Origin of the sequence: Lonsdalea populi, from assembly GCF_015999465.1 — a bacterium.
In the GTDB taxonomy this organism is placed as follows: Bacteria; Pseudomonadota; Gammaproteobacteria; order Enterobacterales; family Enterobacteriaceae; genus Lonsdalea; species Lonsdalea populi.
This window is the reverse complement of record NZ_CP065534.1, coordinates 2,516,633-2,534,022: the sequence shown is the minus strand read 5'-3', so window position 1 is coordinate 2,534,022 and position 17,390 is coordinate 2,516,633. Positions and strand designations below refer to the sequence as shown.

The following is a 17,390-nucleotide window of genomic DNA, read 5'->3' as shown; positions in this document are numbered from 1 at the left end:
TCAGCCCCGGTTATTTTTATCTTGCCTGATTGATGCACGTCCATCCGCTTTTCTACCGCTAATCGCGGGCTATAGCAGTATCCACAGCAAAACGATTACACACACAGTGCACAAAATCAGTATGCCGCGCGGACGGCTGAATAGTGGCCGCAATTCGGGGGGCAGGGCTGAGATAAAAGGGCCGTAGATAGGAATCGGCGCTGACGCGGAACCTGCGGTCGCCGTCTCTTTTTCCTGTATCTGCTGAAGCCGCTTGCTGTAGAGGAACGTGACGACGTCGGCAATCTGCACCGGCGTCAACGGGGTCTGCATACCGGCATTGAAGCGAGACTGCGCATAATCCTGCACCATCTGCTGTTCCTGTGCATCCATCGGCTGTTTGAGCGCCGGTTGCAGCGTCGCCAGCGTCGGCGAGGTGTGGTTCTGCATCATGGCGACCTGCGTTTGCAGCAGTTGGCTTAGCAGCGGAAAGTTTTTAGCGGGGATCGGGTCATGGGGGTTCAGCCCCTGGATATCCATCAGCGCCAGCAATACCTTGGCGGGTGATTCGCCGGTGAGCGTCGTCAGTCGGGTAATCAACTGATTCAGGCTGTTCTGCTCTGCGGGCAGCAGACGACGGTCCAGCGGCGCGCTGGTTTGCGGCAGCGCGCCGGGTTGAGGCTCGGAAGTCGAAGGCTGCGCTGACGGTGAAAAGGTGCCGGGCGGCAACGAGGAGCCTGGCTGCGGTAACTGACCGTTTTGCAACAGCGTGACGACCTGCTGTAGCTGACTGCCGCTTAACGAACTCAGCACGGTATGGCCGAACTGCTGGCGTATGAAGTCGCTCACCGCCTGACGGTTATTGCCCTGCGGCAGCAGTTCGGTGAGTTGCTGCAACAGTTGGCGGGTACCCAAGGTATTCTGCACGGAGGTCAGCCGGCTTTGCAGCGCCTGCTCGGCGGCGGGGAAATGACCGGACAAAATCTCGGCACCGCTTTTCAGACCAATGTCGTGACGCATACCGGCCCAGATTTCAGCCGACTTCAGCGAACTTAACGACATGATCTTCGTGATAAGCCGCTCCAGCGATGTGCGCTGCGCAGGCGTCAACGGTGCGTCTTCGCGCGCCGTACCGCCGGTTTTCAGCGGCGTGGTATCAATGTTGCGGTCGCCTGGCAAAGACGTGCCGGGGCTGTTCACGGGCTGCATAACACGATCCTTACGGTGCGGTTTCTGCTCGAAGTGGGATAACAGAAAGATTAGTTGAACGTCATGATAACAACCCCGATCCATAACGGGTAGTCGGGCAGGGCGTTTGACGTGAAATTTCTGCAACGCGGCGCAACATACGCCGGGCGATTCGCCGGTGTTCCCCCTCGCCGGTTTGTGGCAGAATAATGACCCTGTTTTCGCCGCCGCTGTGCGCCCGACGCCACACGCCTTTCAGGAAACGTAACGTGAAAATCCTTGTCGATGAAAATATGCCCTATGCCCGCGAGCTGTTCAGTCGCCTGGGCGACGTCACCGCCGTGCCGGGACGACCTCTGCCGCAGGCCGCATTGGATGATGCCGATGCGCTGATGGTACGGTCGGTCACCCAGGTCAATGCGGACTTACTGAGGGGAAAATCGGTGAAGTTCGTCGGTTCGGCGACGGCGGGTACGGACCATGTCGACGAAACTTTTCTGCGGCAGGCGGGCATTGCGTTCTCGGCCGCGCCGGGTTGCAACGCTATCGCCGTCGTCGAGTATGTCTTTTCCGCGCTGCTGGGACTGGCTGAGCGGGATGGCTTCCCGTTACGCGACCGCACCGTTGGCATTATCGGCGTAGGCAACGTGGGTTCACGTCTCAACGCGCGTCTCAAGGCATGGGGTGTCCAGACGTTGCTGTGCGATCCTCCTCGCGCAGATCGCGGCGATCGGGAGAACTTCCTTTCGCTGGAGGACGTTGCGGCGCAGGCCGACGTGCTGACGTTTCACACGCCGCTGTATAAGGACGGTCCTTACAAAACTTATCACAGCGTGGACGCGAATCTGCTAGAGATGCTGGCGGAAGGGACAATACTGATTAACGCTTGCCGTGGGCCGGTGGTCGACAACGCGGCCTTGCTTGAGACGTTGCAGCGCGGAAAATCTCTCAGCGTGGTACTGGACGTCTGGGAGCCGGAACCCGAGCTATCGACGGCGCTGATGGATCGGGTGGATATCGGCACGTCACACATCGCCGGGTATACGCTGGAAGGCAAAGCGCGCGGGACGACGCAGGTCTTTGAAGCTTGGAGCCGCTTTATCGGCCAGCCGCAGCAGGTGGCGTTGCCTTCGCTGCTGCCCACGCCCGAAGTGACTTCCGTCACCCTGACTCAACCGTTGGATGAACCGCTGCTCAAACGTCTGGTTCATCTGGTTTACGATGTGCGTCGCGATGATGCGATGCTGCGCGGCGTCGTCCACATCAGCGGCGGGTTCGATCGACTGCGTAAAACCTATCAGGAGCGCCGCGAATGGTCGTCGCTTCAGGTGATCTGCGCCGATCGCGACAGCGTCGAGCTGCTGAACCAGTTGGGCTTCAGCGCCGTTTTTCAGGGCGATAGCTGATCGTTTTCTTTGTGCATAGACCTTTTTGTCCAGGCGATGCGATCGTTGCCTGGCCTGTGTTATGAAAAATTTGGGGAGAAGAACCAAATGACCAATGGCTGGAATATAGCGCTGCTGGGCGCAACCGGTGCCGTCGGCACCGCGTTGCTGGAGCTATTGCAGGAACGTGAATTTCCAGTGGGAGAAATCTATCCGCTGGCGAGCGAGCATAGCGCGGGGGAAACCCTCCGTTTCAACGGTCGTTCTTGTCTGGTGACGAACGCGGAGGAGTTCGACTGGTCGCAGGCGCAACTGGCGTTTTTCGTCGCAGGCGCCGAGGTCAGCGCCCGCTATGCGGACGAGGCGGGCAACGCTGGCTGTCTGGTTATCGACAGCAGCGGCTTGTTCGCGCAAGAACCGGATGTCCCTCTGGTTGTACCGGGTGTGAATTCCCACGTGCTGGCGGATTATCGCAATCGCAATCTCGTCGCCGTAGCCGATAGCCTGACCTGCCAGTTGCTGAGAGCGGTGAAGCCGTTGACGGAACAGGCCGGACTTTCCCGCCTGCACGTTACCAGCCTGCTGTCAGTGTCCGCGCGCGGTAAAGCGGCGGTCGACGATCTGGCTGGACAAAGCGCCCGTCTGCTGAACGGTATGCCGCCGGAAGCCGGGATGTTCCCGAAACAGCTGGCGTTCAACCTGCTGCCGCTGCTGCCGGATAGCGAAGGCAGCGTCATGCAGGAGCGTCGTCTAGTGGATCAGGTGCGTAAAGTCCTGCAAGACGACGGGCTGCCGATCGCGGTCAACTGTGTTCAGTCGCCGGTCTTCTACGGCCATGCGCAGGTGGTGCACATGGAAGGCATGCGTCCGCTCTCTGCGGAGGAAGCCCGCGAGGAACTGCTGCAGTCGGAAGATGTCTCAATCAGCAATGACGAAGACTACCCGACGCAGGTCGATGACGCGTCCGGCAACGTTCAACTGAGCGTGGGCTGCCTGCGCAACGATTATGGCATCCCGGAGCTGCTGCAATTCTGGTCGGTCGCGGATAACATTCGCTTCGGCGGCGCCTTGATGGCCGTTGAAACCGCCGAACTCCTGATTGAGGAGCATCTGGGGTAATCATGGCAGCGTTGCAGGTTGCGGAAGACGTGGCGCCGCTGAAAATTGCCCTTGGAATTGAATATGACGGTAGCCGTTATTACGGCTACCAGCGTCAGGCGGAGGTCGACAGCATCCAGCAGTGTCTTGAAGCCGCATTGTCGCAGGTCGCTGACGAGCCGATCACCGTGTTCTGCGCGGGGCGGACCGATGCCGGGGTGCATGCCACTGGTCAGGTAGTGCATTTCACTACGCACGCCGTGCGAAAAGACGCAGCCTGGACGATGGGCGTCAACACCCATCTGCCGCCGGATATCGCCGTGCGTTGGGTCAAGACGGTGGATGATGAGTTCCATGCTCGTTTCAGCGCCACCGCCCGGCGCTACCGCTATCTGATTTACAACCACCGCTATCGCCCGGCCATTCTGTCTCACGGCGTCACGCATTTTTATCATCCACTCGACGCCGAGCGCATGGAGCGCGCCGGGCAGTGCCTGCTGGGCGAGAATGATTTCACCTCTTTCCGGGCTGTGCAGTGCCAGTCGCGCACGCCGTGGCGAAATGTAAAACATTTAAAGGTTATGCGGCGCGGCGCTTACATTGTGGTAGATATCAAGGCCAATGCTTTCGTGCACCATATGGTACGCAATATTGTGGGCAGTCTGATGGAAATCGGGTGCGGAAATCAGCCTGAAAGCTGGATGGCGAAGCTGCTGGCGGCCAAAGATCGCAAGCTGGCCGCCGCGACGGCCAAGGCCGAGGGGCTGTATCTGGTGGACGTTGATTATCCCGAGTCGTTCGGGCTGCCGTCCGTCCCGATAGGGCCGCTGTTTTTACTTGATGACTAATTCGCTGCCGTTCGCCTAACTGCACGGTCTGATGATGGGTAACATAATGGAATTTATAAACTTTATTATTGATTTTATTCTTCATATTGATGTGCATCTGGCCGAGCTGGTCGCGCAATACGGCGTTTGGATTTATGCGATCCTGTTTCTGATTTTGTTCTGTGAAACGGGTCTGGTGGTGACGCCATTCCTGCCCGGCGATTCGCTGCTGTTCGTCGCTGGCGCGCTGGCGGCGTTGCCGGGCAGCGTGCTGGATGTGCATCTGATGGTGGTTCTGATGGTCATCGCGGCTATTCTGGGTGATGCGGTCAATTACACCATCGGACGGCTGTTTGGTGAACGATTGTTCCGTAATCCCAACTCTCGGATCTTCCGTCGCAGCTATCTGGACAAGACTCATGAGTTTTACGGCCGCCACGGCGGGAAAACAATTATTCTGGCGCGATTTGTGCCGATTGTGAGAACATTTGCGCCGTTTGTGGCGGGGATGGGGCACATGACCTATCGGCATTTTGCCTTCTTCAACGTCACAGGCGCACTGCTTTGGGTGCTGTTGTTTACCTATGCCGGCTACCTGTTTGGGGATTTGCCGATCGTGCAGGACAATCTTAAACTCCTGATTGTGGGGATTATCTTTATCTCCATCCTGCCGGGCGTGATTGAGTTTTGGCGTCACAAACGGTCGGCATCGCGTCAGAATGTGAAATAAGCAAAAATTATTTTAACATTCGGTGTGACCAGTTTTTTATCCACAGTATCGGGTCATTATGGTTTAATGGGCGGCACTTACGGCTATGTTCACGTGAACCGCTATAAATGCCCATGTCGTATCCTGCCCTTGGCGGATAAGGCAACGCTTTGTCGGCTGCGTCAGCAGAATATAATAAACGCTGAGCAGCGTACTGGCCTGTAGCCAGGTTCAAGCAGAAAGGTTATCAATGAGCTGGATTGAACGAATTCTAAATAAAAGTCATATCACGCCGACCCGTCGGGCCAACATCCCCGAAGGCGTCTGGACTAAATGTGATAGTTGCGGTCAGGTACTTTACCGCGCTGAGTTGGAACGTAATCTGGAAGTGTGTCCGAAATGTGACCACCATATGCGTTTATCTGCACGTGCTCGTCTTCACGCGTTTCTGGATACAGAAAATACGGTTGAGCTCGGTAGTGAACTGGAACCCAAGGATGTCCTAAAATTCCGGGACTCCAAGAAGTATAAAGATCGTTTGGCTGCGGCACAGAAGCAGTCAGGCGAGAAAGACGCCATGGTCGTCATGAAAGGCAGCCTCTACGGTATGCCCGTCGTGGGCGCGGCCTTCGAATTCTCCTTTATGGGCGGCTCGATGGCGTCGGTGGTCGGCGCGCGCTTTGTGCGGGCGGTGGAGCAAGCGCTGGAAGATAACTGCCCGCTGGTCTGCTTTTCCGCCAGCGGCGGCGCCCGTATGCAGGAAGCGCTGATGTCGCTGATGCAGATGGCGAAAACCAGTGCGGCACTGGCCAAAATGCGCGAACGCGGCCTGCCTTATATCTCCGTGATGACGGACCCGACGATGGGCGGCGTATCCGCCAGTCTGGCGATGCTGGGCGATCTGAACATCGCCGAGCCTAAAGCGCTGATTGGCTTCGCCGGTCCGCGTGTTATCGAACAGACGGTACGTGAGAAACTACCGCCGGGCTTCCAGCGCAGCGAGTTTCTGGTGGAAAAAGGCGCGATCGATATGATCATCCGTCGCCCTGAGATGCGTTACAAGCTGGCGACGATCCTCGCCAAGCTGACTAACCACCCGGAACCGCAGCCTGAAGTGGAAGAGCCGCGGCCGACCGCTTTGTCTGAATCACAGGATGAAGCCTAACCGATGACGTACGGGGAGCAAGGTCGCGACGTGCTCCGTCGCTCCCTGTATCAATGAACCGTAAGTAAGCGAGCGGGTCTCATGGATAACCTTCAAACACCTAAAGCCGCGTCGCCTTTGGCCACGTGGCTTTATTATCTGGAACATCTGCACGTGCAGGCCATCGATCTTGGCCTGGACCGCATCAAACAGGTGGCCGACTCTCTTCAACTGCTCCAGCCCGCCAATACCATCTTCACCGTCGCAGGCACCAACGGCAAAGGCACAACGTGCTGCGTGCTGGAATCCATTCTGTTGGCCGCCGGGCTGCGGGTGGGCGTCTACAGTTCGCCGCATCTATTGCGTTACACCGAGCGTGTTCGCATTCAGGGCAAGGAATTGCCGGAAGCCATGCACAGCGAGGCGTTTGCCGTCGTTGAGGGAGGGCGCGATAACGTCTCTCTGACCTACTTCGAATTCGGCACGCTGGCGGCGCTCCATCTCTTCAGGCAGGCGCAGCTGGACGTCGTGATCCTTGAGGTCGGTTTAGGCGGTCGCCTGGACGCGACCAACATTGTGGACTCGGACGTCGCCGTCGTGACCAGCATCGCTATTGATCACGCCGACTGGCTTGGCCACGATCGCGAAAGCATCGGCCGTGAAAAAGCGGGGATCTTTCGTCACGGCAAACCGGCTGTCGTCGGCGAGCCGGATATGCCTGCCTCGATTGCCGACGTCGCGCATGAAAAAGGTGCTCGGCTGCTGCGTCGTGACGTCGACTGGCGCTACGGGGTGGAAGAGGGCAACTGGTTCTGGGAAAACGCGCAGGGACGCCTAAGCCGCCTGCCTTTGCCGAATGTGCCGCTGCCGAACGCCGCTACGGCGCTTGCCGCGTTGAACGCATCGCCGTTAGTAGTTGATGAGAACGCACTGCGTGACGGCCTGCGGAACGCGATCTTACCGGGGCGCTTCCAGATTGCCGGTGATAAGCCGTTGCTGATTCTGGATGTGGCGCACAACCCTCATGCGGCGGCGTACCTGTCTGAGCGTTTGGCTTCGTTGCCTCCGCACGGCGCCGTCCGCGCTGTTGTCGGCATGCTGTCCGACAAAGATATCGCCAGCACGCTGGAACAGCTTAAACCGCAGGTGGATGCGTGGTATTGCGCGCCGCTGGAAGGGCCGCGCGGCGCCAGCGCGGATCTGCTTGCTCAGCATCTTGAGGGCAGTCGTTCGTATCCTGATGTGGTCTCCGCCTGGCGAGCGGCGATGCAGGACGCTAAAGATCACGACGTGGTCGTGGTTTGCGGCTCCTTCCATACGGTAGCGCATGTGATGTCCGCGCTTGAAGAAGGAGCGGCGAATGGCGAGTAAATTTCAAAACCGCCTGATCGGCACCGTCATTTTGGTCGCGCTGGGCGTGATCGTGTTGCCTGGACTGCTGGACGGTAAGAAAAAACATTATCAGGACGAGTTCGCCGCTATTCCTCTGGTGCCTAAACCGGAAGATACGCTGGAAGCGGAGTCGCTGCCGCCAATCACGCAGTCGCTGACGGCACAGTCGCCGGACAGTGCGACGATGCCTAATGCGGATGACGGCGGCGAGGAAATGAGGAGCGCCGAGCATGAGGCCAATGCTCCCGACACCGGAACACCTCAGAACGCCACTCCGCCTGGCGCGACGCGGCCTTCCGCGCCATCTGACGCACCGGTCGTTCCGCCTCCGGTGAAATCCGAGCCGAAACTCAAGCCGGAAGTGAAACCAGAAGTGAAAGCGGAAGCCAAGCCGAAGCCCGAGGTTAAACCCGCGCCGCGACCGGCAGAGAACAAACCGGCAGCAGCGCCGCAGGCCCCGGCAGGGCAGGCTTTTGTCGTGCAACTGGGCGCATTGAAAAATGCGGACAAGGTAAATGAAATCGTCGCCAAGCTTAGACTCTCGGGATTCCGTGCATACACGGTGCCGTCTTCGCCCGTCTCCGGGCAGATTACCCGCATCTATGTGGGGCCGGACGCCTCGAAGCAGAAGCTACAGTCCTCGCTGAGCGAACTGCAGCAGATCAGCGGGCTGAGCGGTCAGGTGAAAGCGGCGCATTAGCGCGGGACGGGGTCATGAGGAGGCCGGGGAGGCAGATAGCGTTGCGGGGAAAACCCGACGCCATCGCCTTTTTTCGGTATCTTCATGGCCCGTCAGCGGTTTTTGAGTTGGCCGATTGATTGACGCATTTAGGGCGGAATTCCGGTACGCAAACGTTTTCTTTTTCTGTTAAAATGCGCCGCGAACAGGATGAGCCGCGTATGTCGATGGTTTTTGTTCATTGAGTAGGATAGTTCATGGTTTGGGTGGATTACGTCATTATCGGCATTATCGCGTTCTCGGCTCTGGTCAGTTTGATTCGAGGATTTGTCCGTGAAGCGCTGTCGCTGGTGACCTGGGGATGTGCGTTTTTCATTGCCAGTCACTACTATGGCTATTTGGCGGGGTACTTCACCCGCTTTGAAGATGAACTGGTTCGCAACGGCATCGCTATCGCCATTCTGTTTATTGCGACGTTGATTGTGGGAGCCATCGTCAATTATGCGATAGGCTCTCTGGTTGAGCGAACCGGGCTGTCGGGCACCGATCGTGTGCTGGGCGTTTGCTTTGGCGCCTTGCGCGGGGTCTTGATTGTCTCTGCAATCTTGTTCTTTCTGGACACCTTCACCGGGTTTTCCCAGAGCGTCGACTGGAAGCAGTCCCAGTTGATCCCGCAGTTCAGCTATATCATCAGGTGGTTCTTTGACTACCTGCAAAGCACGTCGAGTTTCTTGCCGCGGCACCTCTAGTCGCGGTAGCGCTGATGAGGAAAAGACAACATGTGCGGTATTGTCGGTATCGCCGGCGTCACGCCGGTCAACCAGTCGATTTATGACGCGTTAACGGTGTTGCAACACCGTGGGCAAGATGCCGCAGGCATCGTTACGATAGATGCTCATCACTGTTTTCGCCTGCGTAAGGCGAACGGTCTGGTCAAAGACGTTTTTGAAGCACGGCACATGCAACGCCTGCAGGGGAATATGGGGCTCGGTCATGTACGTTATCCCACGGCGGGCAGTTCCAGCGCATCCGAAGCGCAGCCTTTTTACGTCAACTCTCCTTTCGGAATTACACTAGCTCACAACGGTAACCTGACCAACGCGCACGAGCTGCGTCAGAAGCTGTTCGAACAGGGCCGCCGGCACGTCAATACAACGTCTGATTCGGAAATTCTGCTCAATATTTTCGCCAAAGAACTGGACCGCTTTCAGCACTATCCGCTGGAGCCTGACAATATTTTCGCCGCCGTTGCCGCCATGCATCAGCAAATCCGCGGCGCCTATGCCTGCGTCAGTATGATTATCGGGCACGGGTTGGTGGCCTTCCGCGACCCCAACGGGATCCGTCCGCTGGTCATCGGCAAGCGCACGCTGGATGATGGGCGCAACGAATATATGGTGGCGTCCGAAAGCGTGGCGCTGGACACGCTGGGCTTTGAGTTCCTGCGCGATGTGGCGCCGGGCGAAGCGATTTACATCACGGATAAAGGCCAGCTTTACACCCGTCAGTGCGCGGAAAATCCAAAGCATCACCCGTGTCTGTTCGAGTATGTCTATTTCGCGCGTCCTGACTCGTTCATCGATAAAATTTCGGTCTACAGCGCCCGCGTGCGCATGGGCCAGAAGCTGGGCGAGAAAATTGCACGCAGCTGGGAAGATCTGGATATCGATGTGGTCATTCCTATTCCGGAAACCTCTTGCGATATCGCGCTGGAAATCGCCCGTATCATCGATAAGCCTTATCGTCAGGGCTTTGTGAAAAATCGCTATGTCGGCCGCACGTTTATCATGCCGGGCCAGCAAACGCGGATTAAATCCGTGCGTCGTAAGCTGAATGCCAACCGCGCTGAGTTCCGTGATAAAAACGTGCTGCTGGTGGATGACTCCATAGTACGCGGAACCACGTCTCAGCAGATCGTCGAGATGGCAAGGGACGCGGGCGCCAAGCGCGTGTATCTCGCGTCTGCCGCGCCGGAAATTCGCTTCCCTAACGTCTATGGCATCGATATGCCGAGCGTGAACGAGCTGATTGCCCATGGTCGTGAAGTGGATGAAATCTGCCAGCTTATCGGCGCGGACGCTCTGATTTTCCAGGATCTGTCCGATCTGGTTGAGGCCGTGCGGGACGACAATCCGGATATCACGCAGTTCGAATGCTCTGTCTTCAACGGTATTTATGTCACGCATGATGTGGATCAGGGCTATCTGGACTATCTTGAAGGTCTGCGCAATGACGACGCTCAAGTGCTGCGCAGCAAGAGTGAAGTCGAAGATCTGGAGATGCATAACGAAGGCTGACGGAGCGGTCTGAGTGTTCTCCAGTAAGGGAGTGCCTATCGGTGCTCCCTTTATTTTTGCATCTTGTCAATCATGGACGGATACGGCACAGTTTGCGCTGACGATGTGATTACAGGTTTATCCTGATTAAGGAAGGGTATGAAGCGACTGATTATTGGTATTTCCGGTGCCAGTGGGGTGGTTTACGGTGTACGCCTGTTACAGGTGCTGCAGCCGTTGCAAGAGATTGAAATCCACCTGGTGATGAGCCCGGCTGCGCGGCAGACTCTGGCTCTGGAAACCGATTTCAGCGTGCGCGACGTCCAGTCTCTGGCGGATGTCGTGCATGATTGCCGCGACATCGCCGCCAGCATTTCTTCCGGCTCTTTCAAAACAACCGGTATGGCGATCCTGCCGTGCTCGATTAAAACGCTGTCCGGCATTGCTCACAGCTATACCGACAGCTTGCTGACCCGCGCGGCCGACGTGATGCTGAAAGAGCGACGCCCTCTGGTGCTGTGCGTGCGGGAAACGCCGATGCATTTGGGTCATCTACGGTTGATGACGACAGCAGCCGAAATGGGTGCGGTCATCATGCCGCCGGTGCCAGCGTTTTATCATCGCCCGCAAACTGTGCAAGCAATCATCGATCAAACCGTTAATCGAGTGCTCGACCAATTCGATATTTCTCTGCCTGAAGATTTATTTACCCGCTGGGGTAGTGCATAACTGGTTAATTTAAAATAAAAAAATAACAAACCATGGATGGCGCTTGAGCTGCGGTTAATACTTTTCATGCCTTATTATGTGGCACTGAACTATTTTGGTGCAATCGCGCGCCTTGTTACGGTGCGAGTCGTTGTCTGTCTCATTTAGTTTCTGTTCTATCTGCCGCAATAAACCTGGTAATCAATTGATTATACACGGTAAATGTTTTTTGATGCCCGATATCGCGCGTATGCACTCTTTCGATAAAGTGGCATGAAAACTGCAGCGGTCAAGCCTCTACTACACACGCGATAGGCACGATAGCGTTGGCGATTAAATAGCATGCAAATCTCATCGGTCGTGTCGATATCCCATCACCTGCAATAAGGGTAACTTGATGAAAAGCGGATTGAAATTCTTACCTTTGGCGTTAATTTTAGCGGCTAGCACCGCCTTTGCGGCGGTCCCGAAAGAGATCAAAATCGGTACGGATCCGACCTATGCGCCGTTTGAATCCAAAAACGCCAGAGGTGAACTGATTGGTTTCGACATCGATCTGGCTAAAGAGATGTGCCAGCGTATTGAAGCTAAATGTTCATTCGTTGAGAGCGACTTCGATTCACTGATCCCTTCGCTGAAAGCGAAGAAAATTGACGCTATTATCTCTTCGCTCTCAATCACGGAAAAACGTCAGCAGGAAATCGCGTTTACCGAAAAACTCTATGCTGCCAACGCACGCCTGATCGCGGCCAAAGGCTCTTCCATTCAGCCGACGTTGGATACCCTGCGCGGTAAACGCGTTGGCGTCTTGCAAGCTTCTACCCAGGAATCTTATGCCAACGTTCACTGGCAGCCTAAGGGGGTGGATGTCGTGGCCTACCAAAACCAGGATCTGATCTATGCCGATCTGGTGGCGGGCCGCATCGATGCCGCTTTCCAGGATGAAGTCGCGGCGAGCGAGGGCTTCCTGAAACAGGATGCGGGTAAGGACTACGCATTTGCCGGACCGGCGGTGAAAGACGATGCGTTGTTCGGTGTTGGAACCGGCATGGGTCTGCGTAAAGATGAAACCGAACTGAAAGCCGCGTTGGACAAAGCTTTTGAATCTATGCGCATAGATGGTACTTACGACAAGCTGGCGAAAAAATATTTCGATTTCAATGTTTATGGCGACTAATCGCCGCTGATACGACGTCTGCCTGTGAGGCAGGCAGACGGTTTGCTTTCTCTGAAGCGGATGTTACTGATGCTGCATGGCTACTCTGAACTCATCATTGAGGGGGCACGCCTGACGTTGCAACTGGCCGTGTGCTCGTTGCTGTTGTCGCTGGCGATCGGTCTGGTCGGCGCCAGCGCCAAACTGTCTTCCAGCCGGTTGCTTTCCGGCGTTTTCACCGGCTATACCACGTTGATTCGCGGCATCCCCGATTTGGTTCTGATGCTGCTGATTTTCTATGGCTTACAGATTGTGCTTAACGATCTGACTGAAATACTGGGCGTGTTGCAAATCGACATCGATCCGATGGCGGCAGGCATCATTACGCTGGGCTTTATCTACGGAGCCTATTTTACCGAGACGTTTCGCGGCGCTTATCTCGCCGTTTCGCGCGGGCAGATTGAGGCGGCCGTGGCCTTTGGCTTCTCGCCGTTGCAGGTCTTCCGACGCATTATGTTCCCCTCGATGATGCGCTTCGCGCTGCCGGGAATTGGCAACAACTGGCAGGTGATTTTGAAAGCCACGGCGCTTGTCTCCCTGCTGGGACTCAACGATGTTATCAAGGCGACGCAGTTGGCTGGGAAGGGCACTCATCAGCCGTTCTACTTCGCGATGGTGGCGGGGGGAATGTATCTGATTTTTACTACCCTCTCCAATGGCGTGCTGTGGTGGTTAGAGCGACGCTATTCGCAGGGAGTGAGAAAAGTCAATTATGAGTGACATCCTGCAACAATATGGGCAGTCCCTGCTGTGGAGCGATGGCTATCGCATGACCGGGCTGGCGATGACGCTATGGCTGCTGATTATTTCGGTGGTTACCGGCGGCGTCATGGCCATTCCGCTGGCGGTCGCGCGCGTCTCGCCGCGGCGGCGTTTTCGGCTGCCGGTGTGGACGTTTACCTACGTCTTTCGCGGTACGCCGCTGTATGTGCAACTGCTGGTGTTTTACACCGGGGTTTACAGCCTGGAAATCGTTCGCGGTACGGACATGCTGAACGCCTTTTTCCGCAGTGGAATGAACTGCGCCGTCCTGGCGCTGGCGCTGAATACCTGCGCCTATACCACCGAGATTTTTGCCGGCGCAATCCGCGCTATTCCCAGCGGGGAAATCGAAGCGGCCCGCGCCTACGGTTTTTCCCGCTTCAGGCAATATCGCTGCATCATTCTTCCGGGCGCATTGCGCATTGCGCTGCCAGCTTACAGCAATGAAGTGATTCTGATGCTGCATTCCACGGCTCTGGCGTTTACCGTGACGGTGCCGGATATTCTGAAAATCGCCCGCGATATCAACGCTGCCACCTATCAGCCGTTTTATGCCTTCGGCATCGCGGCCGTCATGTATCTCGCGATTTCTTTTATGCTGATCGGCCTGTTCCGCCAAGCTGAACGCCGCTGGTTACGTCATCTCAATACCCGTGCTACACACTAAAATTCAGGAAAAGAACATGCAGGACACCAAACTGGTGGTGACAGAACTCCATAAGCGTTACGGCGAGCACGAAGTACTGAAAGGAATCTCATTACAGGCCAGGGCGGGTGACGTTATTTCGATTATTGGCTCATCAGGGTCGGGGAAAAGCACGCTGCTGCGCTGTATCAATTTTCTTGAGCGACCCTGTGAGGGGTCCATTCATGTTAATGGACAGGAAATCCGGATGGTGCGCGATAAGGACGGGCAGCTAAAAATATTTGATAAGAAACAGCTCCAGTTGTTGCGGACACGGTTAACCATGGTGTTCCAGCATTTCAACCTGTGGAGTTTCATGACCGCGCGCGAAAACGTGATGGAAGCGCCGGTACAGGTGCTGGGGCTCAGCAAGGCCGAAGCCCGGCAACGGGCGGAGTTTTACCTGAATAAAGTGGGGATCGCCGGCGCGTCGCAGGATCGCTATCCGGCTGACCTCTCCGGTGGGCAGCAACAGCGGGTGTCGATTGCCCGCGCGTTGGCGATGGAGCCGGATGTGCTGCTGTTCGATGAGCCGACGTCGGCGCTGGATCCGGAACTGGTGGGTGAGGTGCTGCGCATTATGCAGCAACTGGCGGAAGAAGGAAAAACCATGGTGGTGGTGACGCATGAAATGGAATTTGCTCGCCACGTGTCAAACCACGTCATTTTCCTGCATCAGGGCGTGGTAGAAGAAGAGGGGACGCCCGAGCAACTGTTCGGCAACCCGCAGAGTCCGCGCCTGAAGCAGTTTTTGTCAGGCGCGTTGAAGTAGCCGCGTTAGGAGACTATCGCTTCAGCCGGTATGGTTGATCAGATTATCGAGCGCCTCATCCAGCTCGTAGAAGCGAAATCCAAAGCCTGCGTCTTCCAGCCGTTGGGGAATGGCGCGTTGTCCGTCGAGGATCAGCGCCGCCGCTTCTCCCATCATCAGCTTCAACGCGAAACCGGGGGCACGCAGGATGCCAGGCCGATGCAGCACGTTGGCCAATATCGCGCTGAATTTCTCGTTGCTCGCCGGGTAGGGGGAACAGAAGTTGAAGGGACCACGCAACCCGGGCGATTCCAGCAAATAAAGAATCCCGTTCACCATATCGTCGATATGAATCCACGCCATGTACTGCTTGCCCGACCCCATGGGACCGCCCAATCCCAGTCGAAAAATCGGCAGCATTTTCCTCAGCGCACCGCCCTCGGTGGACAGCACGATGCCCGTGCGAACCAGGCAGACTCGCGTCTTGTCGCTTTCTGCCGCCTGAGCTAACGCTTCCCAGCGGGCGCACAGGCGATGAGTAAACTCATCGTGCGGGGTTTCATCCTCGGTCACCAGCGCCTGTCCCTGATTGCCGTAATAGCCGACGGCCGAACCGGAAATCAGCACCGAAGGCGGTGTCGTACTGTTCTTGATCAGCGTCGCCAACTGCTCGGTCAGCGTCCAGCGGCTTTGGCAGAGGAGCTCTTTCTGTTCGGGCGTCCAACGCTTATCGGCAATCGGCGCGCCAGCCAGATTGATGACGGCGTCGAATTCATCCAAAGACGTTTTGCCTTCCAGACTAGGCCAGTAATTAACCTGATCGCCTAATACGCGGCGCGCTTTTTCCGGACTGCGCGTCAGCACCGTAATCGTATGTGAGAGCGTCAGTAGCCGCTGAATCAGGTACCGGCCGATGAGCCCGGTTCCACCTGTGATTAAAATTCGCATTCTAAAACCTCGCTGTATGTCGAAAAGAGGTCATCGCCGTAACCTGAAAAAGAGTCCCTATCAATAAGTATAAGGGAGCATGCTCTTTTTGCTGTCGTCGTCAGCGATTTAGCGAGGCCTATCGCACGCTTTTAACTCTACCTGTTTGCATTGTGGATGAGCCGCTAAACTTTGCGGTTATTAGTCGCTAAGCATCGCGGGGTTTTTGGTAAACTTAACGGCAGAACAGTTTACGATCCTTTGGGAGTACGCTATGAAACTGATGTTCGCCTCCGATCTGCATGGTTCGCTGGCCGCCACGGAAAAAGTACTGGAAACATTCGAGCAATCTGAAGCCCACTGGCTGATTCTGCTGGGCGATTTTCTGAATCACGGCCCGCGGAATCCGCTGCCGGAAAGCTATCAACCGGCGCAGGTGGCCGCACGGCTTAATGAATATGCGTCCCGCATTATCGCCGTGCGCGGCAACTGTGACAGCGAAGTCGACCAGATGTTGCTGAATTTCCCTATCACCTCTCCCTGGCAGCAAGTGCTGTTGCCGACCAGCCGGCTCTTTCTGACTCACGGGCATCTGTACCATCCCGACCAGCGACCGCCGTTAAATCGCGGCGATGTACTGGTCTATGGTCATACGCATATTCCTCAGGCAGAGCAACGCGGCGAGATTTACTGCTTCAATCCCGGCTCCATCAGCTTGCCCAAAGGCGGCTACCCGGCCAGCTATGGCCTGTTGGACGGAGGATTGTTACAGGTTGTGCCATTGGATGGGGGGGGCCCTATTGCGCAGGTGGCGATTACACACTAATTTAGCTTTACGCTTCTTGAAGGTAGTGGTGTCGTCAGCACCTTATGCTCGCGTGCTGTAGAAACACAGACTGTGGTTTCATGCCTGGCTGTAAGAAAAATAATGCGCGTATCGAGAGATCTCGTGAAATGCAGCCGGGTCCGATTATTGACTAACAAGTGCGCGTGAAATCGCGTCAAGGCAAGGGTTTCAGAGGATGGCGGAACAAATTCAGACCACGGCTACAGAGTGGGTGGATATCGTTAGCGAAGATAACGAAGTCATCGGGCAGGCTAGCCGTCAGCAAATGCGAGCTCAACGTTTGCGCCATCGTGCAACCTATATCGTTGTGCATAACGGGATGGGGCAAGTTCTGATTCAGCGTCGCACAGACACGAAGGATTTTTATCCGGGATGGCTAGATGCCACGGCGGGCGGCGTGGTGCAAAGCGGCGAAAATATGCTGGAATCTGCCCGCCGCGAAGCTGAAGAAGAGCTGGGCATTGCCGGAGTACCGCTGGCTGAGCATGGGCTGTTTTACTACGAAAGTGACGACTGTCGCGTGTGGGGCGCGTTATTCAGCTGCGTGAGCCACGGTCCCTTCGCGCTACAGGAAGAAGAAGTCGCCGAAGTCAGCTGGTTGACGCCGGAAGAGATCACGGCGCGTTGCGACGAGTTCACTCCGGATTCGCTGAAGGCGTTGTCGCTGTGGCTCAGCCGTAATGCGGTCGGTGAACGTATAGCGTCTGTACCGCGCACGGTGAAACCGCAGATCGATAAAACGCCGAAGACGGACGACGGCGAGCCGGACGGGACAGACGAGGCATAAGCGCGCTCTGCGCATATTCTTCATAATAAA

18 protein-coding genes are annotated in these 17,390 nt (G+C 56.4%); 16 read left to right on the top strand and 2 right to left on the bottom strand.

Annotated features, from left to right (window positions below; genetic code table 11):
* Nucleotides 1-69: 69 nt before the first annotated feature.
* Nucleotides 70-1,188: a flagella biosynthesis regulator Flk gene (flk, locus tag I6N93_RS11125; protein WP_085685142.1), complete on the bottom strand. Its 1,119-nt coding sequence runs from the start codon at nt 1,186-1,188 to the stop codon at nt 70-72.
* 248 nt (nt 1,189-1,436) lie between these two features.
* Here flk and pdxB point away from each other — a divergent pair, with 248 nt between their 5' ends.
* From pdxB to hisP, 14 genes are all read left to right on the top strand, one after another.
* Complete coding sequence (gene pdxB, locus I6N93_RS11120; protein ID WP_085685337.1) at nt 1,437-2,573, top strand: 4-phosphoerythronate dehydrogenase PdxB; 1,137 nt, start codon at nt 1,437-1,439, stop codon at nt 2,571-2,573.
* 87 nt (nt 2,574-2,660) lie between these two features.
* Nucleotides 2,661-3,671, top strand: a complete 1,011-nt coding sequence (locus tag I6N93_RS11115; protein WP_085685139.1) for an aspartate-semialdehyde dehydrogenase — start codon at nt 2,661-2,663, stop codon at nt 3,669-3,671.
* 2 nt (nt 3,672-3,673) lie between these two features.
* On the top strand, nt 3,674-4,498 hold the full coding sequence (truA, locus tag I6N93_RS11110) for a tRNA pseudouridine(38-40) synthase TruA (RefSeq protein ID WP_085685137.1): 825 nt from the start codon (nt 3,674-3,676) through the stop codon (nt 4,496-4,498).
* A gap of 46 nt (nt 4,499-4,544) precedes the next feature.
* On the top strand, nt 4,545-5,207 hold the full coding sequence (locus I6N93_RS11105) for a DedA family protein (RefSeq protein WP_085685134.1): 663 nt from the start codon (nt 4,545-4,547) through the stop codon (nt 5,205-5,207).
* Between the two features lie 229 nt (nt 5,208-5,436).
* Nucleotides 5,437-6,351: an acetyl-CoA carboxylase, carboxyltransferase subunit beta gene (gene accD / locus I6N93_RS11100; protein ID WP_085685132.1), complete on the top strand. Its 915-nt coding sequence runs from the start codon at nt 5,437-5,439 to the stop codon at nt 6,349-6,351.
* Between the two features lie 81 nt (nt 6,352-6,432).
* Nucleotides 6,433-7,701 (top strand): bifunctional tetrahydrofolate synthase/dihydrofolate synthase, encoded by a 1,269-nt coding sequence (folC, locus tag I6N93_RS11095; protein ID WP_085685129.1) that lies wholly within the window; start codon nt 6,433-6,435, stop codon nt 7,699-7,701.
* Nucleotides 7,691-8,422, top strand: coding sequence for a cell division protein DedD (gene dedD / locus I6N93_RS11090; protein WP_085685126.1), 732 nt, complete (start codon nt 7,691-7,693; stop codon nt 8,420-8,422). The genes folC and dedD overlap by 11 nt, the downstream gene beginning before the upstream one ends.
* Nucleotides 8,423-8,658: 236 nt before the next feature.
* Nucleotides 8,659-9,150: a colicin V production protein gene (gene cvpA, locus I6N93_RS11085; RefSeq protein ID WP_085685123.1), complete on the top strand. Its 492-nt coding sequence runs from the start codon at nt 8,659-8,661 to the stop codon at nt 9,148-9,150.
* A gap of 30 nt (nt 9,151-9,180) precedes the next feature.
* Nucleotides 9,181-10,698: an amidophosphoribosyltransferase gene (gene purF / locus I6N93_RS11080; RefSeq protein ID WP_085685120.1), complete on the top strand. Its 1,518-nt coding sequence runs from the start codon at nt 9,181-9,183 to the stop codon at nt 10,696-10,698.
* Nucleotides 10,699-10,836: 138 nt separating this feature from the next.
* Entirely contained in the window at nt 10,837-11,406 is a 570-nt protein-coding gene (locus I6N93_RS11075) for a UbiX family flavin prenyltransferase (RefSeq protein WP_085685118.1), read from the top strand.
* A 376-nt stretch (nt 11,407-11,782) separates the two neighbouring features.
* Nucleotides 11,783-12,562: a lysine/arginine/ornithine ABC transporter substrate-binding protein ArgT gene (gene argT / locus I6N93_RS11070; RefSeq protein WP_085685115.1), complete on the top strand. Its 780-nt coding sequence runs from the start codon at nt 11,783-11,785 to the stop codon at nt 12,560-12,562.
* Nucleotides 12,563-12,631: 69 nt separating this feature from the next.
* Nucleotides 12,632-13,321, top strand: coding sequence for a histidine ABC transporter permease HisQ (locus I6N93_RS11065; RefSeq protein WP_085685334.1), 690 nt, complete (start codon nt 12,632-12,634; stop codon nt 13,319-13,321).
* Nucleotides 13,314-14,030 (top strand): ABC transporter permease, encoded by a 717-nt coding sequence (locus I6N93_RS11060; protein ID WP_085685113.1) that lies wholly within the window; start codon nt 13,314-13,316, stop codon nt 14,028-14,030. The genes I6N93_RS11065 and I6N93_RS11060 overlap by 8 nt, the downstream gene beginning before the upstream one ends.
* Before the next feature lie 16 nt (nt 14,031-14,046).
* A complete protein-coding gene (hisP, locus tag I6N93_RS11055) occupies nt 14,047-14,820 on the top strand; it encodes a histidine ABC transporter ATP-binding protein HisP (protein ID WP_085685111.1) in 774 nt (257 codons plus the stop codon).
* A gap of 21 nt (nt 14,821-14,841) precedes the next feature.
* Here the strand turns inward: hisP and I6N93_RS11050 are convergent, their stop codons facing one another.
* Nucleotides 14,842-15,747: a TIGR01777 family oxidoreductase gene (locus tag I6N93_RS11050; RefSeq protein ID WP_085685108.1), complete on the bottom strand. Its 906-nt coding sequence runs from the start codon at nt 15,745-15,747 to the stop codon at nt 14,842-14,844.
* A 253-nt stretch (nt 15,748-16,000) separates the two neighbouring features.
* On the opposite strand from I6N93_RS11050, the gene yfcE reads away from it, so the two are divergent.
* Nucleotides 16,001-16,552, top strand: a complete 552-nt coding sequence (yfcE, locus tag I6N93_RS11045) for a phosphodiesterase (RefSeq protein WP_085685105.1) — start codon at nt 16,001-16,003, stop codon at nt 16,550-16,552.
* 196 nt (nt 16,553-16,748) lie between these two features.
* A complete protein-coding gene (gene yfcD, locus I6N93_RS11040) occupies nt 16,749-17,360 on the top strand; it encodes an NUDIX hydrolase YfcD (RefSeq protein WP_085685102.1) in 612 nt (203 codons plus the stop codon).
* The last annotated feature ends 30 nt before the right edge of the window (nt 17,361-17,390 follow it).

Coding starts and splice junctions, on each gene's coding strand:
- flk (WP_085685142.1), bottom strand. CDS start 1,188: ATGCAGCCCGTGAACAGCCCCGGCACGTCTTTGCCAGGCGACCGCAAC.
- I6N93_RS11115 (WP_085685139.1), top strand. CDS start 2,661: ATGACCAATGGCTGGAATATAGCGCTGCTGGGCGCAACCGGTGCCGTC.
- truA (WP_085685137.1), top strand. CDS start 3,674: ATGGCAGCGTTGCAGGTTGCGGAAGACGTGGCGCCGCTGAAAATTGCC.
- I6N93_RS11105 (WP_085685134.1), top strand. CDS start 4,545: ATGGAATTTATAAACTTTATTATTGATTTTATTCTTCATATTGATGTG.
- accD (WP_085685132.1), top strand. CDS start 5,437: ATGAGCTGGATTGAACGAATTCTAAATAAAAGTCATATCACGCCGACC.
- folC (WP_085685129.1), top strand. CDS start 6,433: ATGGATAACCTTCAAACACCTAAAGCCGCGTCGCCTTTGGCCACGTGG.
- dedD (WP_085685126.1), top strand. CDS start 7,691: ATGGCGAGTAAATTTCAAAACCGCCTGATCGGCACCGTCATTTTGGTC.
- cvpA (WP_085685123.1), top strand. CDS start 8,659: ATGGTTTGGGTGGATTACGTCATTATCGGCATTATCGCGTTCTCGGCT.
- purF (WP_085685120.1), top strand. CDS start 9,181: ATGTGCGGTATTGTCGGTATCGCCGGCGTCACGCCGGTCAACCAGTCG.
- I6N93_RS11075 (WP_085685118.1), top strand. CDS start 10,837: ATGAAGCGACTGATTATTGGTATTTCCGGTGCCAGTGGGGTGGTTTAC.
- argT (WP_085685115.1), top strand. CDS start 11,783: ATGAAAAGCGGATTGAAATTCTTACCTTTGGCGTTAATTTTAGCGGCT.
- I6N93_RS11065 (WP_085685334.1), top strand. CDS start 12,632: ATGCTGCATGGCTACTCTGAACTCATCATTGAGGGGGCACGCCTGACG.
- I6N93_RS11060 (WP_085685113.1), top strand. CDS start 13,314: ATGAGTGACATCCTGCAACAATATGGGCAGTCCCTGCTGTGGAGCGAT.
- hisP (WP_085685111.1), top strand. CDS start 14,047: ATGCAGGACACCAAACTGGTGGTGACAGAACTCCATAAGCGTTACGGC.
- I6N93_RS11050 (WP_085685108.1), bottom strand. CDS start 15,747: ATGCGAATTTTAATCACAGGTGGAACCGGGCTCATCGGCCGGTACCTG.
- yfcE (WP_085685105.1), top strand. CDS start 16,001: ATGAAACTGATGTTCGCCTCCGATCTGCATGGTTCGCTGGCCGCCACG.
- yfcD (WP_085685102.1), top strand. CDS start 16,749: ATGGCGGAACAAATTCAGACCACGGCTACAGAGTGGGTGGATATCGTT.